This window comes from Jeotgalibacillus sp. R-1-5s-1 (assembly GCF_004405105.1).
Taxonomy (GTDB): Bacteria; Bacillota; Bacilli; order Bacillales; family Jeotgalibacillaceae; genus Jeotgalibacillus.
Window position 1 is genome coordinate 235641 of record NZ_SORW01000012.1, and the last position, 26838, is coordinate 262478.

The 26838-nt window shown below is 44.7% G+C and carries 21 protein-coding genes and 1 riboswitch; of the genes, 5 read left to right on the top strand and 16 right to left on the bottom strand.

All coding sequences use genetic code 11. The annotated features are described in order from the left end of the window. Window positions 1–9: 9 nt before the first annotated feature. Window positions 10–3678 carry a chitobiase/beta-hexosaminidase C-terminal domain-containing protein gene (locus tag E2491_RS06385; protein WP_134374092.1) on the bottom strand — a complete coding sequence of 1223 codons (3669 nt, stop codon included), beginning with the start codon at window positions 3676–3678 and terminating at the stop codon, window positions 10–12. Window positions 3679–4014: 336 nt separating this feature from the next. Between E2491_RS06385 and E2491_RS06390 the strand changes: the two genes are divergently transcribed. Continuing rightward, complete coding sequence (locus E2491_RS06390; RefSeq protein WP_134374094.1) at window positions 4015–5232, top strand: NAD(P)/FAD-dependent oxidoreductase; 1218 nt, start codon at window positions 4015–4017, stop codon at window positions 5230–5232. A gap of 172 nt (window positions 5233–5404) precedes the next feature. Here the strand turns inward: E2491_RS06390 and E2491_RS06395 are convergent, their stop codons facing one another. Next, window positions 5405–5992: a TetR/AcrR family transcriptional regulator gene (locus E2491_RS06395; protein WP_134374096.1), complete on the bottom strand. Its 588-nt coding sequence runs from the start codon at window positions 5990–5992 to the stop codon at window positions 5405–5407. 149 nt (window positions 5993–6141) lie between these two features. On the opposite strand from E2491_RS06395, the gene E2491_RS06400 reads away from it, so the two are divergent. Together E2491_RS06400 and E2491_RS06405 are read left to right on the top strand one after the other, a co-directional pair. After that, window positions 6142–7038, top strand: coding sequence for an ABC transporter ATP-binding protein (locus E2491_RS06400; protein WP_134374098.1), 897 nt, complete (start codon window positions 6142–6144; stop codon window positions 7036–7038). Further along, window positions 7035–8639, top strand: a complete 1605-nt coding sequence (locus tag E2491_RS06405; RefSeq protein ID WP_134374100.1) for an ABC transporter permease — start codon at window positions 7035–7037, stop codon at window positions 8637–8639. The genes E2491_RS06400 and E2491_RS06405 overlap by 4 nt, the downstream gene beginning before the upstream one ends. 60 nt (window positions 8640–8699) lie before the next feature. Here the strand turns inward: E2491_RS06405 and E2491_RS06410 are convergent, their stop codons facing one another. After that, on the bottom strand, window positions 8700–9155 hold the full coding sequence (locus E2491_RS06410; RefSeq protein ID WP_134374102.1) for a nucleoside deaminase: 456 nt from the start codon (window positions 9153–9155) through the stop codon (window positions 8700–8702). A gap of 137 nt (window positions 9156–9292) precedes the next feature. Here E2491_RS06410 and E2491_RS06415 point away from each other — a divergent pair, with 137 nt between their 5' ends. Beyond that, complete coding sequence (locus tag E2491_RS06415) at window positions 9293–12466, top strand: hypothetical protein (RefSeq protein WP_371414457.1); 3174 nt, start codon at window positions 9293–9295, stop codon at window positions 12464–12466. A 370-nt stretch (window positions 12467–12836) separates the two neighbouring features. Here the strand turns inward: E2491_RS06415 and E2491_RS06420 are convergent, their stop codons facing one another. The 11 genes from E2491_RS06420 to E2491_RS06470 all read right to left on the bottom strand — a co-directional run bounded on the left by E2491_RS06420 (window position 12837) and on the right by E2491_RS06470 (window position 23333). Then, window positions 12837–14261, bottom strand: a complete 1425-nt coding sequence (locus E2491_RS06420; RefSeq protein WP_134374106.1) for a glycosyltransferase family 2 protein — start codon at window positions 14259–14261, stop codon at window positions 12837–12839. Next, window positions 14258–15292 carry a HEAT repeat domain-containing protein gene (locus E2491_RS06425; protein WP_134374108.1) on the bottom strand — a complete coding sequence of 345 codons (1035 nt, stop codon included), beginning with the start codon at window positions 15290–15292 and terminating at the stop codon, window positions 14258–14260. The genes E2491_RS06420 and E2491_RS06425 overlap by 4 nt, the downstream gene beginning before the upstream one ends. Further along, complete coding sequence (locus E2491_RS06430; protein WP_134374110.1) at window positions 15292–16941, bottom strand: response regulator; 1650 nt, start codon at window positions 16939–16941, stop codon at window positions 15292–15294. Before E2491_RS06430 ends, E2491_RS06425 begins: the two co-directional genes overlap by 1 nt. 166 nt (window positions 16942–17107) lie before the next feature. Next, a complete protein-coding gene (locus E2491_RS06435; protein ID WP_244093901.1) occupies window positions 17108–17986 on the bottom strand; it encodes an amidase in 879 nt (292 codons plus the stop codon). Window positions 17987–18030: 44 nt separating this feature from the next. Continuing rightward, window positions 18031–18119, bottom strand: a riboswitch (cyclic di-GMP riboswitch). A 423-nt stretch (window positions 18120–18542) separates the two neighbouring features. Next, on the bottom strand, window positions 18543–19301 hold the full coding sequence (locus E2491_RS06440) for an ABC transporter permease (RefSeq protein ID WP_134374112.1): 759 nt from the start codon (window positions 19299–19301) through the stop codon (window positions 18543–18545). After that, a complete protein-coding gene (locus tag E2491_RS06445; protein WP_134374373.1) occupies window positions 19298–20029 on the bottom strand; it encodes an ABC transporter ATP-binding protein in 732 nt (243 codons plus the stop codon). Before E2491_RS06445 ends, E2491_RS06440 begins: the two co-directional genes overlap by 4 nt. Window positions 20030–20106: 77 nt before the next feature. Then, window positions 20107–20439 (bottom strand): thioredoxin family protein, encoded by a 333-nt coding sequence (locus E2491_RS06450; RefSeq protein WP_134374114.1) that lies wholly within the window; start codon window positions 20437–20439, stop codon window positions 20107–20109. 9 nt (window positions 20440–20448) lie between these two features. Beyond that, the gene (locus tag E2491_RS06455) at window positions 20449–21606 is read right to left on the bottom strand and encodes an MFS transporter (RefSeq protein ID WP_371414458.1); all 1158 of its coding nucleotides are present in this window, start codon (window positions 21604–21606) and stop codon (window positions 20449–20451) included. Window positions 21607–21721: 115 nt separating this feature from the next. Beyond that, window positions 21722–22186 carry a DMT family transporter gene (locus E2491_RS06460; protein WP_134374118.1) on the bottom strand — a complete coding sequence of 155 codons (465 nt, stop codon included), beginning with the start codon at window positions 22184–22186 and terminating at the stop codon, window positions 21722–21724. 11 nt (window positions 22187–22197) lie between these two features. Further along, window positions 22198–22890 (bottom strand): Crp/Fnr family transcriptional regulator, encoded by a 693-nt coding sequence (locus E2491_RS06465; protein ID WP_134374120.1) that lies wholly within the window; start codon window positions 22888–22890, stop codon window positions 22198–22200. 11 nt (window positions 22891–22901) lie between these two features. After that, window positions 22902–23333, bottom strand: a complete 432-nt coding sequence (locus E2491_RS06470; RefSeq protein ID WP_166805806.1) for a DMT family transporter — start codon at window positions 23331–23333, stop codon at window positions 22902–22904. A 126-nt stretch (window positions 23334–23459) separates the two neighbouring features. On the opposite strand from E2491_RS06470, the gene E2491_RS06475 reads away from it, so the two are divergent. Continuing rightward, the gene (locus tag E2491_RS06475; protein ID WP_134374124.1) at window positions 23460–24107 is read left to right on the top strand and encodes a DUF429 domain-containing protein; all 648 of its coding nucleotides are present in this window, start codon (window positions 23460–23462) and stop codon (window positions 24105–24107) included. Window positions 24108–24314: 207 nt separating this feature from the next. Here the strand turns inward: E2491_RS06475 and E2491_RS06480 are convergent, their stop codons facing one another. Together E2491_RS06480 and E2491_RS06485 are read right to left on the bottom strand one after the other, a co-directional pair. Continuing rightward, window positions 24315–24866: a TVP38/TMEM64 family protein gene (locus E2491_RS06480; RefSeq protein ID WP_134374126.1), complete on the bottom strand. Its 552-nt coding sequence runs from the start codon at window positions 24864–24866 to the stop codon at window positions 24315–24317. A gap of 231 nt (window positions 24867–25097) precedes the next feature. Further along, window positions 25098–26759: an AMP-binding protein gene (locus E2491_RS06485; protein ID WP_134374128.1), complete on the bottom strand. Its 1662-nt coding sequence runs from the start codon at window positions 26757–26759 to the stop codon at window positions 25098–25100. Window positions 26760–26838: the final 79 nt, after the last annotated feature.

Here is a 26838-nt window from a genome sequence, read left to right on the forward strand (position 1 = left end):
TTTTCATGATCAGGAAGCTTTCTTCCCTTTTCCTTTGCCCTTACCAGGCTTTTCGTTACCTAATTCAATCTCGTTGCCCTCGGAATCAAACAGCTGAGGTTCAGCGTGCTTGGCTGTTCCGCGAAGCTCGAGCTTTTGAATGTTCTCCGCCCCATTGATGACAGAAACATTCTTATGCTGGACGATGACTTTTTTGACTTCATTACCTTCAAAGTCATACACTGCACCTTCTTCTTTCGCATGCAATGTCACTTCAAGGTCTTCAAGTCCTTCCCCTTCGAAGCTTACATTTGTTCCGCGAACCATCACTTTATCAACCTTCGTGCCTTTTTCAGCGACGATGCGAACATTGTCTTCGAAGATGTTCACTGTCTTCTGCTTGTAATCGGCAAGGTTGATTACTTTTTCTTCCGGCTGAGGCTCTTCTTCTGCAGCCGCAAGGTTAATCTGTGCTAAAAGTGGATCGTGGTCAGATGCACGTCCGTGAACTTCCATGAAATCAGAGTTGATGTGAACGATATCAAATACTGAACGATCTGCCAGATTGTTCGTCACAAGAATGTGATCCAGAACCTGCGCATTACCTTCATAGTTGTATGTGTAACGCTCAGACTTTTCAACGCCATCAACAAGGTTTGTGAGTTCTTCGCCTTTTAATGCTTCAAGTGGAGCTGAAAATTCAAAGTCGTTCATATCACCAAGCACCACGATGTTAGCATCGGGCGTCTGAGCCTGAACATCCTTTACAAAATCGTTGATCATTGTTGCCAGTTCAATTCTTTCAGCTTCACTGCCAAGGAATGGAGGCTGGTTTTGACCGAATAAAGGCTGATCCCCACCTTTTGAATTCAGGTGATTAGCAATAACGATTACTTCTTCACCGTTAAATTCAAATTCCGCAACCAGGGATTTACGTGTATTCGGGAATTTTTCCGGCTGAATACGTCCAGGGTTCAGGGTAAGCTCTCCGTCTACGTAATCAATCGCTTCCGTTGATCCACCTGCTGTTCCCTCAGTAAGCTGAACACGCTCAGGATTGTATAGGAATCCATTACGGATATTTCCTCCGGGCTGTCCACCGTCCTGCTTATCTTCAGGTGCTACCTCTGTATAGGCATACGTTGGTCCACCAAGTGCGACAATGGCATCAATCAGGCGCTGGTAGCTTTCGCTTGCAGACACCGTTCCATCATCTGTCGGGCCATTGCTATCCTGCACTTCTGTCAATCCGATAATATCAGGTGATCCAAGATCATTGATAAATGAATCAGCAATACGGTTTACCTTATCATCACTTGTTGCAGAAGGATTTGCTGAGAAGTTCTCGACATTATAAGAAGCAATCGTCAGCTCATCTTCTTTATTTTCAATCGTTGTTGAGTCAGGCTGAAGGCCGCCATCTTCAAAGACCGGCTTTTGTCCTTTGCCAACAAGTACTTTATACTTACCAAATCCATAGCTCATGACACCAACTGCTGCGGATGTCATTTTATCACCTGTTTTAACAACAAAGCTTTCATCATCCACATCGATAAATACACGCTCAGGGTTAAAGTCACCTGGCTTTACAATTGCGCCGCCAGCTTGTGAATATACTTCGTCACCGTAATTTGTGATGACAGCAACTTCACCGTATTTCTGAGGTCCGCTCGCTGTCCCCTCTGCTACTTCAACCAGCATTCCTTCAATGCTTTCGTAGAAGTCAATACCGTCTTCTTCAGGGTCAAATGAAGTCAGATTGTCGTTATCAATCACTTCAGTAGGTACTTCGATTCCTTCCGGTCCACCAATCACAACAGGTGCCGGCAGTTCAAGCCCTGTCGCTTCAGTTGTGATGGATGTTGCTTCGATTTGCGTAATTGGAAGATCTGTTTCAGCGCGTTCTGCGTAGCCTTCTACGTAAAACTCAAGTACTGTTCCGCTTACTTTCACGTGATCTCCAACAGATTTACCATGGTTACGTGAATACACAAGAATACCTTCAGATGTAGACGGATTATCGTCCGGAGTCAGTGACTGCATATAGAAGCTGCTGCCGTTCACTACATACGTAACGACACCTTCTACATCAGGTACTGATAAGCCCTCATATGGTGAGAACTGGTCTTCTGACTGAATATCATGAATCTTAATCTCATCTTTTTGAAGCACATACGTAAATGCAGCTACTTCACTTGTTGTCATGCCATCTTTCACAGCAATCGCTTTAAGATCTGTGTTAGCCGTAATGCTTACGCCACCTTCATAAAGCGTGCTTTCCACAGTCGGTTCAGAACCATCTGTTGTGTAATAAATAGATGCTCCTTCTGTTTCTGTTGAAAGCTCAACCGTACCGCCTTCTTCAATGAAACCTCCAGCCGGATTTGCTTTTACCGGGCGGACCTGATTTGAATCAAAAATCACATCGTCTGCTGAGCGAGGTGTCAGCTGATACGTGCCGCGGAATTCTCCTACAACACCATTAATGACTTCATACGTACGACCTGTTTCGATCGCCAGATCTGTCGCTGGGCGAATGACGATTTCATTCCCGTTTTCATCTGTCCCGTAGAAGTTACCGCTTCCTGAGGACGTGATATTTACATTTGAAGCTTGTACAAGTGTACCTTCCTGAGCTTCTGTTAATCCCTCAGCTGGAATCGCCTGAGGAGCCGGTACTTCCTCCTGACCAAGCACTTCTACATTAGAAGCATCTGCTTCAATTTGTGCAAGGCCGTTAAAATCACCAAGTGTACCGAAAACTGAAATGCGGTCTCCAGGTGCTACATCGGCTGTCGTACGAACCACGATCCCTGCTCCGTTTTCCTGGATATAGACATTGTTTGCCCCACCCTGGAAAAAGACAGCTGAAGCCACTCCGGAAGTTGATACAAGAGAGCCCACAGGCTGCGTGCGAACATCTGAAATATCCTGTTCCGAGATCACACTGTAATCATATGTTCTGACATCGCTGTCTTCCAGGCCGTCAGCTGTTGCATAGACGCTGAAAGAAGTGTTCTCTGTCAAAGTAAAAGGTGCGGAATACGTTTCATAAGCACCGCCATTCACAGCAACTAAAATCTCTGCATCAGGTGTAGAAGTAGTGAAAGCAACTTCTGTTCCTTCCGTCACCTGTCCAGCCGGAACGCTTGCCTGCACAGAAGATACCTTTGTCGGATCTTCAAATGAAGTCCATGTAATGTTATCAACTGTTAATTGGCTGTTTGAACCAACCTTCTTCAATTCAAGTACAAACGGTCCTTCAACATCCAACCCTTTAACTGTAAACGTTTCTTTGCTGCCGCCAGCGACAACATTTACAGTCGTACCCACAAGCTCACCGTTTACATACACTTCAAGCTGACGCGGGTTCGTTGTGGTGAAATCTGCTTTCGTATCAAGAGTTAAAGAAGAAATTCCCCCATCAATTTCAGAAGAGGTTAAGGTGCTGCCCGCATCGCGGAACATCATTCCTTTTCCATCAATCGATGTTGAAGCTCTCCCTCCTGTATAAGTCCAAGTGACGCCGTTGTCTCCTTCAAATGCTCCGTTGACATAAGACGTTCCTGTTTGCGTCCAATTGTTAAACGTTTCCGTAAAGCTTTCTGCTGCTTTCGTCACGCTTGCAAATGGTGCCACAAGACTGAAAATCAAGACTAATACAACAAGTCTTGACACTTGCTTCATGAATGTTTGCATGAACGTATTCCCTCCTGTTTATGTAGTCAAGCACTTTTTATGTTAAAAGAATTGTCACGAAACTGCTACAACATTTTGAATATTTACAAATAATTAATAAGATGGTCCCTGAAAGCGGATTCAATATTATTCTTTAGTCCTTCTTATTTTTCTAAATTATCCATTTATCACTCCTAAAAGGTTAAAAAAATCATGGCAGTAAATTGTTTGTAAAGTAGTGCTTACTACAGGTTCCGAAAATTGATTCCATTTTCCGGGGGTGAAAGGAGGAATTTATTTGCTGCAGGGATAGAATAGCTATATTCTGCACATTTTATTGAAAAAAGAGGTGGCAGCATGGATTTACAAAGCGGGCGTTTTTACTGGGATACAACGTTTATTGATCCGCCTGAATACCCTTCCTTAGCAGAGGATATCCAATGTGATGTTTTGATAATTGGTGCAGGGAGTTCGGGTGCTCAGGTAGCATATGATCTGAAAGATACCGGACTCAACGTTGTCGTGATTGATCAATACAAAGCTGGAATGGGCAGCACCAGAACAAACACTGCTCTGGTTCAATATTTAGGGGATAAGATGACATATGAGCTGGTCAATTCCTTCGGCGAGGAAGCCGCGATGATGCACACAACTCTTTGTCGTGATGCGATCAATCATATTGAAAAAGCCTCCAAAAAGATGAGGATTAATCCTGATTTCAGAAGACGGGACACCCTTTACCGCGCAAGTACTGTTGAAGATATTGAAAAGTTGAAGAAGGATTTTCATTTTCTGTCGACCTATAAATTTGATGCCGACTTGATCACACAAAAGAAAATCGAAAAACATTATCCCTTTACCGCTCCCGCCGCAATTTACAGTAAAAATGATGCCGACCTTAACCCTTTTAAGCATAATCACGGACTGCTTGACCTGGCACACGAAGCCGGTGTTCGAGTATATGAACAAACTGAAATCAGCGGCAAAAAAATAAATGCAGACCGCTGTACCTACTACACTAAAAGCGGATTTGTTATTGAAGCCAAACACGTCGTTGTGGCTGCCGGGTATGAGTCATTGACCTTTCAAAAAAATAAAAATGCCGTGCTGGAGAGTTCCTACTGCATTGTGACTTCACCAGTGGACGACCTTTCTGACTGGTACCGCGAAACATTAATCTGGGAAACGGCAAGGCCCTATGTTTACATGCGCACCACGGTAGACGGACGAATTCTCGTCGGCGGGCTGGATGAAACAACGCCTTATCCGGACAGAAGGGATAGCATGCTCCTTAGTAAGCGTGACAACCTCGTGAAGGAGTTCAACAAGCTGTTTCCTGACATCTCCATTGAGGCAGAGTATTACTACGGTGCCTTCTTTGGCGGAACACACGACGGACTTCCAATCTTATATGAACATAAAGATTCGCCACATCACCTGTTTTTACTAGCGTACGGAGACAATGGTCTTGTCTATAGCAATGTACTGTCAAGCATAGTCAAAGAAAAACTGACCGGCGGAAAACATGAGGCTGAGGATCTGTACAGCCGCTCTCCTGCTGCGATCCGGTCCTGATCAAGGCATATAGAAAGCGTTTAACCATAAACAGTTTTCCGATGCTATCGACATCTATAAATATATATCAACAGCTCATTCCTGGGACCCTCAGTACGTCCCGGGAATAGACCAACTGAGCGTTTACGTTCAATCCTCTAAAAAGAGACGTCCGCTTAATGGGACGTCTCTTTTAATCATTTTTATTCCCTATAATCCCGTAAAAGAAAATATTCGCAATATCCTCTGTCAGCGGCAGCACCTTTTGCTGAACCTCGTCCCGTCCCATATAATCCTTCAGCATCTGAATGTAAAACAAAATCGCGTGATCGGATAAGTCAGGGTTCACATACCCTTCCTGCTTCCCAATCTGAAACAGTTTCATAAAGTAAGGAAGCGCTCTTTCCGCATAAACCTGCTCAATATAATTTTCTTCCTCTGTATATTCTTTCATTAAATATTGATAAAACTCAGGATGAATATTTGTGGAAACTTCCTTTTTATTAAAGATAATCTGCTTGATCTTTTCAGGAAAAGGAGCATCGCTGTTGACGATTTTCTCAAAATGATCTGAAGCCTGGTTCACGTAATAAATGAAAACCTCATGAATCAGATTATGTTTGCTTTCAAAATAATTATAGATGGTTACCTGAGATACTTGTGCTTTCTTTGCAATATCAGCAATTGAAACCTTCTGAATGCCCATTTCACTGAACAATTGCATGGAAGCTTCTAAAATATGCTGTTTTTTTCTTTCCTTACGTCGTTCAAAACCGTTCATCAATCTCACCTCAATCTTATTTTAATAAAATTTATGAAATAAAACAAATAAAAAATTTCATAAGTATGTTGTATTTTATGTGAAACGGGTATATTATGAAATATATAAGGTGTTTCACTTTAAAACTTTCATAAAAGGAGGAGTCGAACATGACGATTCTTCAGGTAAAAGGAGTAACAAAGAGATTTGGCAATTTCAAAGCACTAAGCGGTGTCGATTTTAACATTAATAAAGGCGAAGTATTCGGATTCATAGGTCCAAACGGTGCAGGAAAATCAACGACCATAAAAATTCTATTGGGAATTTTAAAGCCGACTTCAGGAAGTGCTACGATATTCGGATTGGATGCGTGGAAAAACTCAGTGGAGATTCATAAGAAGATCGCCTATGTGCCCGGAGATGCTAACCTTTGGCCAAATCTGACCGGTGGTGAAGTGATCGATTTATTCCTTAAGCTGAGAGGCAGCTTTGATCCGGTTAAACGCGATCAGCTCATTAAACGATTTCAGCTGGATCCAACCAAGAAATGCCGGACCTATTCTAAAGGAAACAGACAAAAGGTAGCACTTGTATCTGCATTTGCATCTGATGCTGAACTGTTTATTCTGGATGAACCTACATCCGGTCTTGACCCTTTAATGGAAAAAGTGTTTCAGGACTGTGTAGCAGAAGCAAAACAGGAAGGGAAAAGTGTTCTTTTATCCAGTCATATTCTTTCAGAAGTTGAACGCCTGTGTGACCGTGTAGGGATTATCCGGCAGGGAACGATCATTGAGACAGGTTCTCTGACAGAGCTGAGACATCTTACACGCACTAATCTGATTGCAGAAACAAAGAAACCGATGCCAGCTCTTGCCAATATGCCTGGTGTTCATAACCTGCAGTCTGTTGACAACGGAGTGTCTTTCCAGGTGGATACAGAAACGATGGATGCTGTGATGAAATTAATCAGCAGCGCCGGTGTTATCCGGCTTGAGAGCACGCCGCCGACCTTAGAGGATCTGTTCATGCGTCATTACGAAACGAAAGGAAGCGATGCGGTATGAACAAACAGTCCTTTAGCGGAACAGGACAACTGATTCGCTTTTATCTGAAGGCTGACCGTATTCGTATCACAGCCTGGATTTTATCCTTAATGGCTTTAACTTCTGTTACCGCTTGGTCGCTTGACGGTTTGTACAGCTCAGATGCAGAACGGCAGGCGATGGCAACAACAATGGAAAACCCTGCAATGACAGCCATGGTAGGTCCTGCCTATGGCATTGAAAACTATCATACAGGGGCAATGACCGCTCACCAGATGCTTTTGTTTACAGCGATTCTCGTTGCTGTCATGGCTATCTTGCATGTGTCCCGTCATACACGGGGAGATGAAGAGGACGGAAAGATGGAAATGCTTGGTGCACTTCCGGTTGGACGATTAGCTTCCCTGACTGCATCAATGAGCGTCATGGTGATGTCTCAGGTGATCCTTGCTTTAGGTATTGCGGTGAGTCTGGCTGTTCTGTCGATTCCTTCTTTGCCAGTGTCGTCCTCTATTCTTTACGGTGCAGCTCTCGGCGCAACCGGCATCTTTTTCGGCACCCTGACTGCTGTTTTTGCTCAATTAGCGGATAGCGCCAGAGGAACAACAGGTCTTTCCTTTCTCGTACTTGGCGCTGCCTATATGATACGCGCAGCAGGTGATGTAAATAATGACACACTCTCCTGGTTCTCACCGCTGGGATGGCCGCTGAAAACACAGGTATTTGTGGATGATAAGTGGATGCCGCTCATTCCCCTTTTGGCCGGTGCCGTCGTATTAACGTTAGTCGCGTTTAGCGTAATGGCCTCACGGGATATCGGAACAGGATTGATTCCTTCTCGGCCTGGAAGAAACCATGCTCGAAAATCATTGCTGAGTCCATTTGGCTTAACCATGCATCTTCAAAAAACAAGTATCATTACCTGGGGTGTCGCTTTACTGGCAATTGGTCTCTCCTATGGTTCAGTGATAGGGGATCTAGAAACCTTTTTTTCAAGCAGTGAATTGTTAAGTGGCGCTGTAGATCAAAGCAGCGGATTCAGTCTGACTGAACAATTCATTTCCATGTTAATGTCTATTATGTCAATGATTGCAGCAGTGCCAGCCCTTCTCTTCCTATTTAAACTTAAGGGTGAAGAGAAAAAAGGGCGGACTGAAACGGTTTATGCCCGCGCAGTATCGCGTTATACGTTATTCGGCAGCTATTTTCTCGTCGCCCTGATATTCGGAACAGTGATGATGTTGCTTGCGATTTTCGGATTATGGTCTGCTGCGGCTGCCACAATGGAAGATCCGATTTCATTCGGTTCACTGGCAAAAGCAGGACTTGTTTATGTACCGGCTATCTGGGTTATGATCGGATTCGGTGCTCTTCTGTACGGATTCAAACCGGGATTAACAGGACTTGCCTGGGTTTATCTTGGATATGCGTTTTTCGCCGTGTACCTCGGTGGACTCCTTCAATTTCCTGAATGGGTCAACCGTTTATCACCATTCGGTTTTATTCCGGAAGTACCAATGGAGGAAATTAATGTGCTGACACTGGTCCTCCTTGTATTGACAGCTGGTTTATTAGCCGCTCTGGGATTCACTACCTACCGCAATCGTGATCTCGCTGGTTGATAATCTACTAAAAAGGACTGAGATCAGTTCATCTGATTTCAGTCTTTTTTTGCTGATCTGTTATTTGCTTTTTTCAGCATACAGCTGCATAGGATTTTCCATTCCATCAGTCAGCTTCATTTGCTTCATCACGGTTTGACGCTCTTCATTCGGCTTTTTCAAGTCATGATAAACCTCTCCAGACAGTCCAAGCCCTGCCTCACCAGCCTCTTCGACAGATTGACAATAGTAAATATCATCGAGGCCTGCAAATCTCATGGCAGTATAACACATCGGACAAGGCTCTCCACTCGCATACATCGTATAACCGGAAAGATCGTTTGTCTGAAGATCTTTCTGCAAACGTCTGATAGCAAGCAGCTCTGCATGACCACTTACATCAAAAGTATGATGCATTTCATTCACACCTTCTGCCACGATTTGCCCGTTCTTCACAATCACCGCACCAAAAGGATGTCCACCGTCTCTCACATTATCCGCAGATAACTGAACAGCTCTTTTCATAAATTCATTCATCTTTATCACACTCCCACTTTTTCAGTACCCGATTTACCAAATTTCAACCCTTGCATGTTATATGATAAAAGGATCATTATTTTCTATTCTTTTACATCAAATCACGATATACTTATTTCAATATAAACTTAAATGGAGTGACTCGGTTGAAAAAAATACTTTTGATCCTTGCCGGCGTTTTGCTTATCATTGCTGCACCCGTCATTCTCTGGCATGCCCAGAAGAAAGAAGCACTCGCTATTCAAATTATCGATTACACCGTCCCTTCTGAAAATTACCGTGAGCACCAGAGTCTGACATGGCTTTTGAACCATAACCGCTTTACGACGGCTGAGCAGACTGCCTTTAATCGGGAGGAGCATTATATTGGGATGAAGCCCGATGAATCTGAAGAAGTCATTGATTTATACCGTTACCCTGATTCATTTGACGGTCAGTCTCTCATTTACGTAGCTGATACGTATGGGGTCTATGAATCTGACCTTCCCTGGTCAACTACAGGTGAAGCAGAGCCTGGCAGCAGTGACCTGATTGAAGGCGGTTTAAAGCAGGAGCATTGGAACATGATTAAAAACCAGGTGCTCGAGCAGGATACCGACCTCGTCATGGAATTTAACACATTTGCATCTCCTACTGACGAGACGGTAAGAAAAGACGTCATGGACTTTCTTCAGGTGAACTGGACCGGCTGGATCGGCCGTTATTTCCCTGAACTGGACCGGGAAGCCGACGAGCTGCCACAATGGGTTGTGTCGCAATATGAAAAACAAAGTGGTGAATGGACATTCTCAGGAGAAGGCTTTATTCTTCTTAACGAAGCTTCCTCTGAAGTGATTGTTCTGACTGAAGAGGATCTGGATGAGACATCAATCAGACTAAGCTTTACCGAAAGCGGACAGGAACTGTTTGACCTTGAGACGAGTCCTGCCTACCGCTACTGGTTTGACATTCTTATTCCTGAAAATGAAACAGAAGTCGCTGCCTGGTATGACTGGTCATTAACTGATACGGGAACCTCAAAGCTTTCAGCAGCAGGAATTCCTGAAATCTTTCCGGCAGTCATGCACCATAAGAAAAAAGCAGCGAATATTTACTATTTCGCAGGAGATTATGCAGATGCTGCAGATATGCCAGCCTTTTATCAGGTAGCCGGCATGTCAGCTGTACAATCCATGCTATCATTTGAATCCGTTTTCCCCGATAAAAGCTTTTTCTGGCGAACGGTTTCTCCACTCATGGAAACCGTCTTTAACAGAGCTTCAGAAGAAGATACAATCATAGCCACTGATATTGAGCAGGCTGAACACGAAGGTCTTTCTTACCCTGCACGTATTCATGAGCAGACTTATGAAGTTTACCGCAACGGGGACTGGGAGCCGATCACGATTAAAGGCGTCAACATGGGGATGGGAAAACCAGGCGCATTTCCGGGAGAAGCTGCTATCACCTATGAAGAATATTACCGCTGGTTTGAACAAATTGATCAAATGAACGCAAATACGATTCGTGTTTATACCCTTCACCCACCTGCTTTTTATGATGCATTAGCTGATTATAATGCTGAGGCTGAAGAACCATTGTATGTATTCCACGGGGTTTGGGCAGATGAGGAGCCACTCGAAGAATCTCTGGATGCCTACAATGAAGAAAGTGTTGCCCGTTTTCAAATGGAAATGACACGGCTTGTTGATGTCATTCACGGTAACGCCACAGTAGAGCCGGAGCCTGGTCATGCATCCGGCGTGTACCGTTCGGATGTTTCACCGTATGTGATCGGCTGGGTGCTGGGTATTGAATGGTATCCGTATATGGTTGATGAGATGAAGAAAAAATATCCTGATCTGAGTGACTACGAGGGGCAATACGTATCTTCAGAAAATGCAGAACCAATGGAGGTCTGGCTGGCTGAACAAATGGATCTGATTGCCACTTATGAAGCTGAAGAATACCAAAGCATGAGACCGCTCAGCTTTACCAACTGGGTCACAACAGACCATCTCGAACAGCCTGCTGAACCGCTTGAACAGGAGGATCTGGCTTCTATTAACCCGAACCATATCCAGCCGGAAGGTGCCGTGACTGAAGCAGGCATGTTTGCTTCTTATCACGTTTACCCGTATTATCCTGATTTTCTTTATTTGGAGGAAAAATATACTGAATTTGTAGATCATCGTGGTGAGAAAAATCATTATGCCGGCTATCTCGCTGACCTTCAGAACGCCAATGACATACCTGTCCTGATCGCAGAATTCGGTATTCCTGCTTCCCGCGGAATGACACACCGGAATCAGTTCGGACTTAATCAGGGCTTTATGTCTGAAATGGAACAGGGAGAAGCGCTCACACGTCTGTATGAAGATATTATCGAAGCAGACATGCTTGGAGGCCTCGTCTTCTCATGGCAGGATGAATGGTTTAAAAGGACCTGGAATACAGCGGATTATGACAACTCAGACCGCCGCCCATACTGGTCCAACGCTCAAACGAACGAGCAGCAGTTTGGCCTGTTAAGCTTTGATCGTCATACCGTTCGTATAAATGGAGAACCCGATGAAGGATTAACATCACTTTATGAAGGTGATGGAGTACTCAAATCGCTGGATATGTCTCATGACGAGCGATATGTCTACCTGCAAATGTCTATAGACAATTTGAGTGAAGATTTCTGGGACAATCACAGTCTTAACATTTATGCTGATGTCCACCCTGAACTCGGCATTTCCCAGGGCGGAATGAATGCGGACTTCAAGCTTGAAATGAAAGGTCAGGAAGCCGCACTTCAAGTTGCGGGCGATTATGATTCGTTCTATCTTGATTACGCAAAAAAATTAAAGCTGATCCCGGATAATGAATCAATAGACGAATTTCACCCAATCCGCCTTGCGCTGAATAAAGGAATCGTGCGTCCTGACACTGGCGAGGAAATTCCGTTTGATGCATATGACACAGGAAAACTCCGCTTCGGCATTGGAGATCCGGAACACCCTGACTATGATTCACTTGCAGATTATATCTACAATCCGGATAACGGACTGATCGAAATCCGGATCCCGTGGATGCTGTTAAATGCAAAGGATCCGAGCAATCATGAATTTATGGGGAATATTCAAAAGGATGATATTACTTCCGTTATTGAGGTAGAGAATATCAAATGGTCGGCTGAGTTACTTGAAGGATCAGAGCAAGTAGACCAGCTCGGTTTTGATGAACCCCAGGGCTACACGTGGGAAAAATGGGATTTGCCTGAGACGGAAGAACGCCTGAAGCAGTCTTATGATATGTTGAAAGAGCTGTTTGGAAATACGAATTAAATCTACACAACAAAAGCCCTTTTGCAACGATGCAAAAGGGCTTTTGTTGTGATTTACTAAAAAACCGTGCCGGGTCATTCCTTCGCTTTCCATTGTCTAGCTGCGACAGGCAGGGACTAGCAAACTTCCCGTCCCCTCGTCCGATAAGTCAACATCAGCTCACTGCGCTCGCTGTGTTTCCTTTATCTCCTTCGGGGCCAGTCCAGTTTGTACGTCCCTAAACGCCCGTCTCCGCTTTTCTAAGGCCGCGCGGTGAGCCAGCTAGTGCTTTGCGCTACGCTGTCTCACCTGTCGCTTCTCTGTCGCAGGATTCTACGGAATGACCCGGCACTTTATGAGTTTAACCCTAAATACAAACCTGCTGATTTTTTCAAGCGGCTTCTTTCTCTGCGGAAATTCCTTTTCTCTGCATATTGCCCCATGAACCCTTTTGCAGAAGAGCGGCAATAAGCCCTTCACATCTCCAGATAACCGTCATCGGACGATACCAGAATGCTTCAGTCAGTGCCCAGAAAAACAACACCAGCAGACTTTTAACATCAGGATATTTATGATACGTCCACTCCTCAAGCAAAACAGCCAGAGATGAAAGCAGGGAACCGTAAAGTACCGTGACCATAAACATGATCAGGGCAATTTCCCAGGAAATAAAGGCGAATAAAATGCCTCCTACAATAATGACATAGCCGACTAATTCAAAGATAGCACTGAGCAGTTCAACCAGAATATAATATGGCAGAGCGAACAGTCCAATCCCCCGGTATTTTGGATTCAGAATCATTTTCCGGTGAGTCCAGAGTGTTTCAGCCAGCCCTCTTTGCCATCTCCTGCGCTGTGAACGAAGAGAAGAAATTGTAGATGGCGCTTCTGTCCAGCATACCGGATCCTGAATGTATTCGATACGCTGATCAGACTTTTCATCTTTTAAAGAGCGGTGAATCCTTACGATCAGCTCCATATCTTCTCCAACGGTATTGACTTTATAACCGCCAGCCTTGATAACACGGTTCTTTTCAAACACACCAAATGCCCCCGAAATAATTAACAGCACATTCAAACGGCTCAATCCAAGACGCCCTATCAGGAATGCCCTAAAGTATTCAATAATTTGCATAAGGACAAGCGGTGTTTGTGGCAGTGCGATTTTTTCCACCTCACTGCGAATAATTCTTGAGCCATTGGCAATTCTTACTGTGCCGCCCGTAGCCGTTACCCGTCCATTAGAATCAATAATCGGCTTCATCGTTTTCAAAAGGGCATCCCGGTCAAGCAGTGAGTCCCCATCAATTGCAGCAAAATAAGGATATTTGGAAAAGTTAATTCCTGCGTTTAAGGCGTCCGCTTTTCCTCCATTTTGCTTCCGGATTAAAAATAAATTCGGGAATAGCGTGGATTGATAAGCCTTTTTTACGGGCTGTGTCGGAAAATAAGTCCGAATGGCCAGGTCAATTTCTATCATTCGAAACTCTGTAATAACCCGGCTGCTCGTTTCATCAACAGAGCCATCATCGATGATAATAACCTCAAACTGAGGATAATTCAGCGCTAACATGGATCTTACTGTACTGGAAACCCCCACTTCCTCATTATAGGCAGGAACCAGGACAGAAACGGGGAATGTGTCTTTATTCATCGCAATTTCTTCAATATGCGCTTCACGATTTAACTTTCTTTCTTTACGAATCCGTGGCCCTGCTACAAAAAACATCCCAAGATATAATAGCGATACTGATCCCATATAAATAATGATCACAATCGCTGCTACTTCAACTGCTGCACTAATCCAGCCCGTCATGCTGTCACCCCCGTCCTTAACGTTCGAAGCTGTTTTGCCATATCGCGTGCGTAAGGATCCTGATGCTCCTCTGCAGCAAATTCAAGTAGAATTTCTCCATCAGGTAATCGCTTTAACGCTTCGCAAGCGGCGAAGCGAACCCACCAGTTCCCGTCTCCTGCAAGCTCCATTAATTGAGGAGAGTATCGGGACAGATTCAGAAGTCCCGCGAGTCTTGCTCCATACATTCTTTCTTCCCATAAAGAAGAAGTAATGAAGCGTTCAAGACTGTCATGATCTGAATAATATCGATACTGTGTTAAAGCGGCCAGAGCCTTCAACCTGATTTCTTTATCTTCAGAATTCAAATTTGCCTCCACAAATGGGAGATGCTCGTAAAAACCTGTTTCACCAAAATAAGATAACATTGCAGTCAGAACCCCTGAAGGCAGACTTTCTGTTGTTTTCAACCTGTCAATAAAAGCAGCCGGAAATCTCCTCAGCAGCTCTTTCGTAAATCCGATAGATAAACTTTGATCATAAATCATAAATGGAAGCACACGTTCATCCCCAAAGGATGCAAGCACTCTCATTGATTGTCGATACTCTTCGTCACGTTCCGGCACTGCCTGTATATGTTCCCACACCTGATCCTTCAATGAGGTCATCATGAAATCTTCCATAAAATAAAGGACATTGACCCGTTCAGACCAGCTCCCTTTCCTTAATACCTGCATATAGTGACTCTGCAGGTGCTCGTCCGCTGTCATTTTCATACGTTCTTTTTCAGCTTCACTGTTGACGTTTTGCGAATAGCCTGACAACAGCTTTTCAATAATAAATATTTTTATTGATTTATCCTTCGGAAGTCTAGGTTGCACATCTGACTCACCTGACAAATAAACAATATACGGACCCAAAGCCTGGCGATAAGCCTGCTGTTTTCTACCTTCAAGCCGGATTGAACGATTTTTATTAATGGCGATCCCTGTTAATAGAATGAGCTGCAACACGAAAAACACACCGGAAACCCATAAAACAGCGGTAACCATTAAGCAAACACCCTTTCCATCATTCTATCTATCCTGGAAGCAACCTCCCGGACATTAAATGGTTTGATCATATAATCGTCAGCACCAAGACTTAGTGCACGTTCCACCTCATTATCACCCTGTCTCGCTGTCAGCATAGAGATCAAAAGGTTTTTATTCCCATATTTTTCCCGCAGATTGACGAGCACTTCAATTCCATCCATTTTCGGCATCATCCCGTCAAGCAGAACCATATATTTCCTTCCCGGTTCATACCATCCACCTTCCAGAAAATCGATGCCATTGCTAAATGTGTGAACTTTAATTGATCGACTGCCAAGCTTACCACGTTTTTCAAAATGGTCCTTCAGCATCTCTCTCACAAGTTCATCATCATCTACAACGATCAATACAAGCTGTTCCTCATTCATCTTCATTCGGACAACCTCATCGTATCGTATTGAACAATTTCGTCCCTGTTCTTTCGCATAATAGAGTGCTTTATCTGCAGACTCCAGCATTTCTTTGGGATGTATGGCTCCACTCCATTCCAAAAGCCCCGCTGAAAATGTTACGTGGAAGCTGCCCTTATCTGAAGCAAATTCATAGCTGCTAAAAGCTTCCCTGAACGCCTGTATCCTCTCTTCTGCTTCCTTATACGAGGTATCAGGAAAAATCACTGCGAATTCTTCACCCCCGTAACGAATCAGCTTATCCTCAGGACGTTTCTGCGCTAAAAACATTTTGGCAAACAGTTGAAGAACCTCATCTCCCTTTGGGTGGCCATACGTGTCATTAATGTTTTTAAAATGATCCAGATCAAGCATCGATAATACAGAGGATTTCTTCTCTATCTCACCAGAACGCCGGGTAGCTTTTTGAAGTTCATGATCCAGGCAATCACGTTTTAACGCACCCGTCAGGAAATCATTTCTGATCTGGCTGAGGATCGTATTTCGCTGAAATATACGATTTTTGATAAATGGCACAATCACATTCTCATTGAGTGGTTTACCGATAAAATCAAGGACGCCTAAATTGTATGCCGCAATTCTTTTTTCATCAGTGATGTGGCTGCTGACTAAAATGATTGGAGTCAAATCCTTCCTTGCTTTTTTCATCATTTGATTAATAACGGTTAAGCCGTTCATATCCGGAATATCCATACTGACAATTAACAAATCCGGAGACATATCATAATAAAGCTCTAAACCCTTTGCAGCCGTTACAGCTGTCAGCACCTGAAACTGGTGCTCTTCGAGAAATGTCTTCATCTTAGTGATGAAATCTGTATCCTGCTCAATAATCAAAATGAAGGGCACATCCGTGGCAACCGCCGCTGCTGTAACCGCCGTTTCATCATCTCTCATACCTGCCACTTCACGGATACCAGCAATGTTCTCATCACCAAAACCATCCGGCTCCTCAAATGAAGGCAATAACAATTTCCATTCCGCTTCCTGGAAAACTTTAATACCGTTTTCCTCAAGACGGTTCAACGACTCCTCCGCCTGTTCGGAAACATCAGTCATTCCAACGGTTCCAGCTGTCCCCTTTAGACCATGTAAAAAACGGTAAAGTTCATTTTCAGTTACGGATCCTGCTATTTTCCATTCCTGTGTCGTCTGTTTTATTTTTGTTATCAGCATCTCCTGATATTTCCCTGACATTTTCTCCACATCCCACTTTTTATCATTCTTTTATCTTATAACGGATAATTTCCTTCATTCTTTATTCCCTATTATGAATCTATTTTAACAATGAAAAAGAACTTTTCCCTTACTTTCGGAAAAGTTCTTTTTCTACCATACACTCCCCGGGTATTAGAACAAACCCTTAAGGAGCGAGACGCATCCAGCTGTCCGTATGATGAATGGCAAAACCTGAGAAGCTCTTATACCCGCTTACTTTACCCTGCACTTTTTCAAGCTCCTGATTTAAGTACATTTCGCCTTCTTCATGGAAAGTAATATTATTTCCTTCATAAGAATGACCTGTTTCAACACCAATCGTGACAGCCTTCCCGAGAGACTGACCTGTTTTTAATTCATGCTCTGAGAATGCAGCAATCAAATCCGCAGTGTCACGGTAAGCCATAATCGTCACACCATCTGTATGTTTTTGAACCCAGTCAGACAGCTTCCCGCTGCCGAACGTATTATTATATTTAATTTCATCAAACCAGAAAGGCAGGTCTGCTTCGAAAGGAATACCCAGCTGTGTTGACTGGTTCCCTGCTTTGATATAGAGGTTCTGATAGGCTTTGATAACAGCTCCCCGTTTTGAATTCCATCCTGAGTAAAGGTAAGGCTCTACGTCTAAATGAACACCCTCGAATTGCTGAATCGGCAAAGAAGATGCCTGATACTTTGTCAGCCAGCTAAATAGACGGTCCTGTGCCAGGTACCCTTTAGGAGCTGCCCAGTCCGGAGCCCCGTCTAATGCGTATACAGCAATTCCCTGTGAGCTTGCCTTGGAGATAAATAATTGATAAACCGTTGGCGACAAGTCCTGATCAATTTGCAAATACACTTTATTCACCTGTCTGGCCTGAAAAAACTGTAGAATTTCTTCCTGCTGATCAACGAGTGACCACGGATTCCACAGCCACGTCGCCTTCGAATACGTCTGGGCTTTCGCCTCACTTGCCATTCCGCTTAACATCCCCATCATCAACACCATCACTAAGACTTTGATGAATGATCTTTTAATCATATTTTCCTCCACTCTATAAGGTCTGGGCCCCATAGAATGAGGAACCCGGCAGCCAGACAGCCATATGCAATAGTTGCACACAGGCTCACGGTTTTGCGTCCTTTCCTTTCGGATAAGTTTGCCCTTATCAGATTCATTTTTATCAGTATACTCCTGTGATTAAAGACCGTCTATGCAAAATTTTTTTGCTTTTTTGGAAGGATTTAAGAGTGACGTGTGAAAGGGGGTGTGTTGATAAAAAGGGGCAGGTCATCGCGTCTTGAGTGCAATGTTGGCGAGTGATGGAATGAAGCGCTTGAATGATGGAAAAGCGTTGAATTGTGATAGAATCCGGGTCTCAGAAAGAAGGAAAAAAGCCCGGGTGAAGCGGGTTGAGGGAATTAAATTCTGAAACGAATGAATGATTTCCCAGAAAGCCTGAATAAAAATCCGAAACGATTGAAAAAGTCGGATTAGTGAAGGGATCCCGCGGCGCAGTCCCAGCACGATCCACTCCCCATATCGCGTCACACCAAAAAACCGGGACCCCTCACTCAAGAGATTCCGGCACCAAACTTTATTTCTTCCCCGGCAATACAAGCTGCATCCGCTCATTAAACAAAGTCGGATAAGATAAAAACCCTAATATCACACTCGTTACTACAGCGGTGGTGAGCAATAAGAAGATGATTAACAACTGGAACATGACCGCCTGAAGTGGATCCGCTCCGGCAATAATCTGTCCGCTCATCATCCCAGGCAGTTGGACAAGACCGATTGTTTTCTGGCTTTCAATGGTCGGGATCGTGCTTGCCTGAATGGAAGCGATAAGAGGCCGGTGAATTGCCTGCTTCGGTGTCCCGCCAAGTGACAGGATCAATTCCGTTTCATCCTCACGCGAATCGAGCTCTGATGTAAAGCGGTTTAAAAACAAAATGGACAGCACCATCGAGTTCCCAATCACCATGCCGCTGATCGGGATGATATACTGAGCGGTTGCAGGTGTAATATTGAGTCCCAGCAGAATCCCCTGCGTCAAAACTTCAATAAAAACAAACGTCACAACCAGCTTCCATGTGATGCCCTTGATCGAAACGCCTTTTTTACGGGCATTTTGAACGGCAGCGCCAATCATCAACGCGATCATTAAAAAGATATAAAAATAGTTCTCAGCGTCAAATACAAACTGAAGAATGTAACCGACAGCCAGTAATTGAATGATGGATCGGATCGTGGCAATCACTGAATCCTTTTCAAGACCAAGGTTCAGCGTTTTTGACAGGACAAGCGGAATGATGACAAAGATTAAGGATAAAGCCAGTAAGACAAAATTCATTCCGTTTCCCCCTTTACAAACGTCTGAACGCGGGGATTTTGCGGATTCTTCAGCAGACTGCTTTCACCTGTTTCCACGAGTTCCCCATCCATCATGACCCACGTGTAATCTCCAATGGATAAGGCCTGACGAAGATTGTGGGTAATCCACATAATAGTCGTTCCATACTTTTCATTGATTCTGACAATCAGCTCTTCGATTTCCTGCTGTGACACGCGATCGAGTGATGATGTGATTTCATCCAGCAGTAAAATCTCCGGCTGATTGACAAGCGTGCGGGCAATCGACAGCTTCTGGCGCTGACCACCGGACAGATCCTTTGCCTTGCGTTCTAAAAAGGATTCATCCAGCCCGACCACGGTAATTAACTCTTTCGCCCGTTCATCAGACAGCTCTTTTCCCTGCAGTTCCATTGGAAGAGCCAGATTATAACGGACAGTACCTGACACCATCGTGGCACTTTGTAACGCGATTCCTACTTTCCGGCGAAGCTGAACCGGATCATAGGATTCGATTTTCCGATCATCAATATAGATATCACCGCTGGTCGGTGAAATCAATCCGTTACAAAGTCTGAACAGCGTGGTTTTCCCTGCGCCGGATGGACCGACAAGCGTTGTGATCCGGTTGCGCGGGAACCAGCCGGTAATATCGTGCAGGATTTCCTGCTCTCCACTTTTAAATGTTACATGACTGAATTGAATGGCAGCCTGTGTATCTTTCGTCATCATAAACGCCCTTTTCTTTATTTAGAATAATTATCATGTAGTAATTATATTTAAAAAAGAACATAAAGGCAACTGATTCAATCGGAGGAGGCCGTCCATTTTGAAAGAAAATGATCCAGGTCGTCGATTCGGATGAATCTCGCTTCACGGTACAATTCCCTGCCTTCTGAAAACGCCAAAATCGCTGGAATTGAAAAAATCGTCAGCTGGCCAGCCGCCTCTTCCACATCATCTGCTGAAAGGTGACCAAAACGGACAGAAGGATAATCTTCCATCAGCTCCTGCACTTTCGGAAGCAGTGCATGACAGACGCTGCAGTTCTCCCTCGATACATAAATCAGTGTCTGTGTGCCCTGCTTCCAATGCTCTAATTCTTCAACTGAATGAATCTCCTCATACTCCCTCATCATCTTTCCTCCTTATTTAACAGAAAGGTTTTTGCCGGTTAAGCCGAGTAGAATTTGCATGACAGCCATTAACATGACCACGACCGCCATTGCGTATAATGCCGGTGTAAAGCTGTTGAACTGATCATATACGGCTCCGACACCAAGCGGACCGAGTGCCGCAAGAATATATCCGCCACCCTGTGACATGGCTGACAGCGCGCTTGCCTGCTGATGCGTTTCCGTTTCGATAATCGGCATCATTAACGCAAGCGGGAATAAACCACCTGCTCCAAGTCCAATGGCCACAACCGCTAAAAGTGGAGATCCATCAAAAATCAGCGTGAAGACACCAATCAGTTCAAGCGTACTGCAAATGAGTAAAGCAGGGACCAGGTATCCATATTTCGCGACCAGTCCGGGTAAGAATAGTGACACGGGAATTTGAATCAAGGCAAACACCGTCAGCATGGATCCAGCCGTAACAGAGCTGTAGCCCATCCCCTGAATAATTGGCGCAACCCATGCCGTTACTGTATAAAACATACTCGACATCAAGCCGAAAAACACGGTCAGCAGCCAGGCCCGTCCACTTTTAAAAGGAAGAGGGGCACGCTCTGACACCTGATCTGTTTTCTTTTTACCCGCAAATCGGCTCCAGACAACCAGTGCCAAAACCCCCAGAACACTCCACACCGCCAGAGCAAACATCAGGCTCTGACCTGCCGACTCATAAATCGGCACAGAAAGTCCTGCAGCTCCACCGGCACCGAGCGCCATCGAAACGGTGTAAATACTAACAACACCGGGGCGCGTAGGAAAATACTGTTTAATAAATCCTGATACAAGAGGTCCCGCTACACCGATACCGACACCCGCTAAAAAAGCTGTCACAACAAGTGTTCCTGTGTTTCCAAAAACACCTCGGAATGCTGTAGCTGCTGTAATCAATAATAAAGAATAGAATATCCCACGCTCAAGTCCTGTCCGCTCACTGATTTTCACCGCAAACGGAGCAAATAACCCCATACATAACACAGGCAGCGTCGTTAACAAACTCGCCGTCGTCCCGCTCATGCCAAGCGTATCCTGCATCGTTTCAAGCAGTGGCGCAACGGATGTAATCGAAGGACGAAGATTGATCGAAACTAAAAATAATGCCAGTAATAAAAACCAGACTCTCACATTCATGCGCTTCCTTTCATTGTACCCACAAAAAAGCCTTGCTAATGAAATCAGCAAAGCTTACGCAGGCGTTTCTTGAATACTACCCATCATACTCCTTTAAAAATGAATCCTCCACTTTTTAGGCTGAGCGTCTGAGGGCTATAGATAATTTCTTGCCAGGCTCTCTTTTGAACACCACAATCCCCGCGGCAAGAAGGAACAACCCTGCCGCCTGATTCCATGTAAAAGGAACCTGACTAAACCCGAATAACCCGAATGCATCGATCATTACCGCTACGGCGAGCTGTGATACAAGCACAATCGAGATCGCCGCAGCAGGCCCCAGATGATGAACAGACTTCATGATAAAAAAGATCAGCCCAACCCCTAGCACCCCGCTGATCAGATAAAATGGATTCATGCCATTCAGCTGAAACAATGAACCTTGATCCAAAAGAAAAAATAAAGGTAAAGATGAAATAAAGCCAAGCCCCATCACAAATGATGTCGTAGCCCATGAACCCGCCTCTATACTGACACGGGCATTAAACACGGTCTGCACACTGATTAACAATCCAGCAAACACAGCAAGCACCATCCCCATTTTTACCACTCCTATTCATATATATTTCCTTCAGCACGCAAACGCAATGCCTCTATATCCAGGATCGTCAGCTTTCCGCGCTTCCTCTCAATCACACCATCCTCGCACAGCTGTTTAATCACACGATTTAAATGCCTATAGCTTGTGCCTAACACCTCAGCTACCTCAGTCAAATGTGCCGCCTGCATCTCATCATGATACTGCGAACCCTGGCCATCCTCTGACAATGACAGCAGATAACTTGATAAACGGACATCGAGCGGATATAGGCGATTAAAACTGGTCACCTGGGACTCTGTATAAAATTTCTGAGCGATCGTCTGAAGTAAAAAACGGAGGAAGGCCGGATCATCTCCCTGCATATCGTGCAGATCTTCAAACGAAATGCCAAGACAAAACCCGTCAGAGACAGCTTCAACAGTATTAATCACTGGCGTATTTTGCACAAACTCGACATCCCCAATTAATGCTAAAGGCTTTTTAAAACGGACAATCAGCCTTTTACCCTCAGGCGAAGTCGTAAAGATCTTCACTTTCCCTTCAGTCAGAAAATAAAGGTGGTCAATATGCTCCCCGTCCTCACATAACACGTCTCCCTTTGAAAAAGAGAAGATCGACAGCTTAGAAGCGTTCTTTAAAATATCATTTAGTCCATAATCCTTCAGCCACTTTTTTACTTGTTCATGATCCGGCTGTTTTCTCATCTCTATCACCCCTAAAGCTGGAATAGCACAACGCCTGCGAGCATCATCACGAGTCCAGCTACATGCTTTTTATGAATGGTGCGTTTTTCTGTCCCGAAAAGACCAAGCGCATCGATCAGAAATGCACAAACAATCTGCGCCACAAGCAGCAGCGTAATCGATAACGACATCCCAAGCATTTCGATAGAAGCCATCTGAGCCGGTAAAACGATCAAACCAAAGGTTCCACCAAGCAAATAAACGGGCGGAACCTTCGAGAACCTTGCTGATTCTCCGGACGATTTGCGCACAAATAAAAAAATGATAACCGCTAAAACAAAGCCAATGAAATGGACAATGACAACAGTGTGCCACATACTGACCGACTCACCCATTTTCGTATTAAACGCGCCGTGCAGTGCAATGAATACCCCTGCAAGAACCGCAAATAAAATCCCTTTCACACATACCGCTCCCTGTTCTTTTCCTTTTACCAAAAGAATAACAGAGTATTAAAAGGACATATGTCTCTTTTATGAGCCGTCCGTTTTGTATACTAAAAGAAATTAAACAAAGAGAGGACTTTCCTTATGATCATTATTGGCATTGATTTATCCGGTCCATCCAACCATAAAGATACAGTCGCTGCTGCCTTCAAAGAAGAAAATGGGCAGCTGCAGCTTATAGAATTTATAAAAGGGGCTTCAGACGAGAGAATCCGGTCACTCGTATCGGAGTGTCTAGGGAAAGACGAGGTCACGATCGGTCTGGATGCACCGCTCTCCTATCAGGACGGCGGCGGGGATCGGCCACAGGACAAAGCGATCAGACATTTTATTAAGGAAAACGGATTATCAGGGAGCTCGATTATGACCCCGACCATGACCCGTATGGTGTATCTGACACTGAGGGGCGTTGCGCTTTCACGAAGTCTTGCTGCTCTTGATACGAATGATCGTTTGACCATCCTTGAAGTGCATCCCGGCGCTGCGATCGGCTTGCGCCTTGATATGGAGAAAAGAGAGCTTGCCTTGCGTTATAAAAGGGAGCCTGACGTTCGACCTGATATTGTTCAGGCGTTAAGACAATGGGGATTAAGCGGTCTTTTAGAAATGACTGAAACACATGAAATTGATGCCTGCGGCGCAGCACTTGCCGCGTGGAAATACACACAGGGAGAAGCCATATGGTGCTGGGACAAAAAATCAGCAGCACATCCGTTTGGGTTGTGCTGCTGAGGGTGTTCGGTTTTAAGATAGGATTGCTCATCCGGTTAGCTGAAAGTTGTGGGCTGAGTTCTGGAGGCGGGGAGTGGGACTGGGAATGAGGTGGGCGAGTGAGTGAGGCGGGGTTCGGCTATCGACAGAATTAGGCTTGTTATCGACATTTTCACGTGCATTCTTCGACTTTTCAATCTTCCCCCCGGGGATCAGATGTGCTGCTGACTATTCCAGCGACTCCATTTTATCATCGCTTAACTTTCCGATTACTTTATACACTACTAAAAGCACCAAAAATAAAACCGCTGTACCGTACCATGGAAGTTCATGAATCGCGCCTCCGAATGCTGTATAAATAACCGCCGGCGCAATTACGCCAAGCATGGAGTAGATCATATACTCTTTTCTGTTCTCGGTCATCTCCATCAAATAAAATGACAGCAGATGAAAATGTACAAATGGCATAATCCGAAGTACCATAATCTGTCCCACAGACAAATGGCGGTTTGGCAGAACTTTTTCCTTCAGCTGAGACAGCTTATTTTTAAATGCAGGGAATTTATTAATCAGAACATACGAAACAAAACTCATCAGCGTTAATCCGATAAACGATAAAATCGCACCCTCCACAAAGCCAAATAAAAGTCCGCCTGCCACACATACAAGAATGACAGGCAAAAAGACAAGAGGCCGGATCAGGTGAAGCAGCACAAATAAAACCGGCCCAAGCCATCCAGTCTGCTCAATAAAAATCTGCCACTCCCTCAGCTCATCCATCCGGGTTCCTCCTTTTCCACAATCATCATATGATTCTGCGCATAAAAATACTTCAAATCTATTAACATTCTATCAGGATCTCGCGATAACGAGGGACATTTTTATCTGACTTGTATAAAGAATGATGTGATACCTGTCGTCTATTTAGACTTAAAATGTTCCACTTTAATGAATCTCACAGCAAAAAACCGGAACCACTCCAAAGAGTCAGTTCCGGCTGCAGATCCATCCTTAATTTTTTCGCCCTTCGAATGAAACAAGATCTCCGTCCCCAATTTTCGCAAGTGATTGCTCCCGAAGAACATATTTTTGAATTTTACCTGATGCGGTCATGGGATAAGCGCTTGTGAACTCGATGTAGCGCGGGATTTTGTGGTGGGAGATCTTTCCGCTACAGTAGTCCCTGAGCGCTTGTTCTTCGAGTTGTTCTCCCTCCTTAAGAATGATCCATGCCATGAGTTCTTCGCCGTATTTTTCATCCGGGACGCCGACGACCTGTACGTCCTGTATGGCGGGATGCTGGTACAGGAATTCTTCAATTTCCCGTGGGTAAATGTTTTCTCCGCCGCGAATGATCATGTCTTTGATGCGGCCGGTAATCGCCAGGTAGCCGTCTTCATCCATGACCGCAATATCCCCCGTATGCAGCCAGCCGTCTTCGTCAATCGCTGACCGGGTTGCTTCTTCGTTTTTATAATAGCCCTTCATAATCAGGTAGCCCCGCGTGCAAAGTTCGCCCGGTTCTCCGGTTGGAACCTCCTTGCCTGTCACAGGATCAATGACTTTCACTTCTACTCCCGGGTGCGGTTTGCCAACGGTTGCGACCCGTTTTTCAATCGCATCGTCCGGTTTTGTTTGTGTAATCACCGGAGAGGATTCGGTTTGGCCGTAGCAAATCGTAATTTCACTTGCGCCCATATCATGGATGACCTTTTTCATCACTTCAATCGGGCACGGAGAACCTGCCATAATACCCGTCCGCAACGAGGAAGTATCATAGTTTTTATAGTTTGGATGATTCAACTCCGCGATGAACATCGTTGGCACCCCATGGAGAACCGTGCAGCGCTCCTGTTCAACGGCCTGCAAGACCTTTTCCGGCTCAAACTGCTCAAGCAGGATCATCGTGGAACCGTGGGTAACCGCCGCAAGCGTTCCAAGCACACAGCCGAAGCAGTGGAAAAACGGCACAGGAATGCATACCCGGTCCTCTGTCGTCAGCTTCATAAAATCCCCGATCAGCTGCGCGTTATTGACGATGTTATGGTGAGTGAGCATAACCCCCTTAGGAAAGCCGGTCGTACCTGACGTATATTGAATATTGATCACGTCTTCAGGGTCCAGTGCGGCAAGGCTTGACTCAAGTTCCTCGTTCGTCACCTGCTGTGCAAATTGCTGGAATTCACGCCATGTGTAAATGCCCGGATAATCGTTGTCGCTCATCACAATGACACGTTTCAGTTCAGGAAGCTTCGGACTATTGAGATTCCCTTTTTCAGATCCGGAAAGCTCCGGGCAGACTGCATTGATAATGTCTATGTATGAGGACCCTTTAAATTCTTCTCCTAAAATCAGTGTTGTGGCATCTGACTGCTCCAGCAGATACGTCAGCTCCGCCTGCTGATAATTCGTGTTAACCGTTACGAGAACAGCCCCCATTTTACCGGTGGCGTACTGACTTAACAGCCACTCTCTCTTATTATCTGACCAGATGGCCACATGCTCCCCTTTTTTGATGCCTGCACCAAGAAACGCTTTTGCCAGTTCATCTGTTTCCTGATCAAATTCCTGATACGTTTTTCTGATCTTGTGCTCAGGATACACATACGCCTCCACATCCCCATATGAATGCGCCATTTCCTTTACGATTTGTCCAACCGTTTTATTCAGCATCACCCGTGCTCCTTTCTCCCATTCATTCCCTTTTATATTATCACAACATTCAGACAAAATAGAGAGCGCTTTCATAAAA

Coding starts and splice junctions, on each gene's coding strand:
- E2491_RS06475 (WP_134374124.1), top strand. CDS start 23,460: ATGATCATTATTGGCATTGATTTATCCGGTCCATCCAACCATAAAGAT.
- E2491_RS06445 (WP_134374373.1), bottom strand. CDS start 20,029: ATGACGAAAGATACACAGGCTGCCATTCAATTCAGTCATGTAACATTT.
- E2491_RS06450 (WP_134374114.1), bottom strand. CDS start 20,439: ATGATGAGGGAGTATGAGGAGATTCATTCAGTTGAAGAATTAGAGCAT.
- E2491_RS06465 (WP_134374120.1), bottom strand. CDS start 22,890: ATGAGAAAACAGCCGGATCATGAACAAGTAAAAAAGTGGCTGAAGGAT.
- E2491_RS06390 (WP_134374094.1), top strand. CDS start 4,015: ATGGATTTACAAAGCGGGCGTTTTTACTGGGATACAACGTTTATTGAT.
- E2491_RS06425 (WP_134374108.1), bottom strand. CDS start 15,292: ATGGTTACCGCTGTTTTATGGGTTTCCGGTGTGTTTTTCGTGTTGCAG.
- E2491_RS06400 (WP_134374098.1), top strand. CDS start 6,142: ATGACGATTCTTCAGGTAAAAGGAGTAACAAAGAGATTTGGCAATTTC.
- E2491_RS06430 (WP_134374110.1), bottom strand. CDS start 16,941: ATGTCAGGGAAATATCAGGAGATGCTGATAACAAAAATAAAACAGACG.
- E2491_RS06480 (WP_134374126.1), bottom strand. CDS start 24,866: ATGGATGAGCTGAGGGAGTGGCAGATTTTTATTGAGCAGACTGGATGG.
- E2491_RS06440 (WP_134374112.1), bottom strand. CDS start 19,301: ATGAATTTTGTCTTACTGGCTTTATCCTTAATCTTTGTCATCATTCCG.
- E2491_RS06405 (WP_134374100.1), top strand. CDS start 7,035: ATGAACAAACAGTCCTTTAGCGGAACAGGACAACTGATTCGCTTTTAT.
- E2491_RS06410 (WP_134374102.1), bottom strand. CDS start 9,155: ATGAATGAATTTATGAAAAGAGCTGTTCAGTTATCTGCGGATAATGTG.
- E2491_RS06455 (WP_371414458.1), bottom strand. CDS start 21,606: ATGAATGTGAGAGTCTGGTTTTTATTACTGGCATTATTTTTAGTTTCG.
- E2491_RS06385 (WP_134374092.1), bottom strand. CDS start 3,678: ATGCAAACATTCATGAAGCAAGTGTCAAGACTTGTTGTATTAGTCTTG.
- E2491_RS06420 (WP_134374106.1), bottom strand. CDS start 14,261: ATGACGGGCTGGATTAGTGCAGCAGTTGAAGTAGCAGCGATTGTGATC.
- E2491_RS06460 (WP_134374118.1), bottom strand. CDS start 22,186: ATGGGGATGGTGCTTGCTGTGTTTGCTGGATTGTTAATCAGTGTGCAG.
- E2491_RS06435 (WP_244093901.1), bottom strand. CDS start 17,986: ATGATTAAAAGATCATTCATCAAAGTCTTAGTGATGGTGTTGATGATG.
- E2491_RS06485 (WP_134374128.1), bottom strand. CDS start 26,759: ATGCTGAATAAAACGGTTGGACAAATCGTAAAGGAAATGGCGCATTCA.
- E2491_RS06395 (WP_134374096.1), bottom strand. CDS start 5,992: ATGAACGGTTTTGAACGACGTAAGGAAAGAAAAAAACAGCATATTTTA.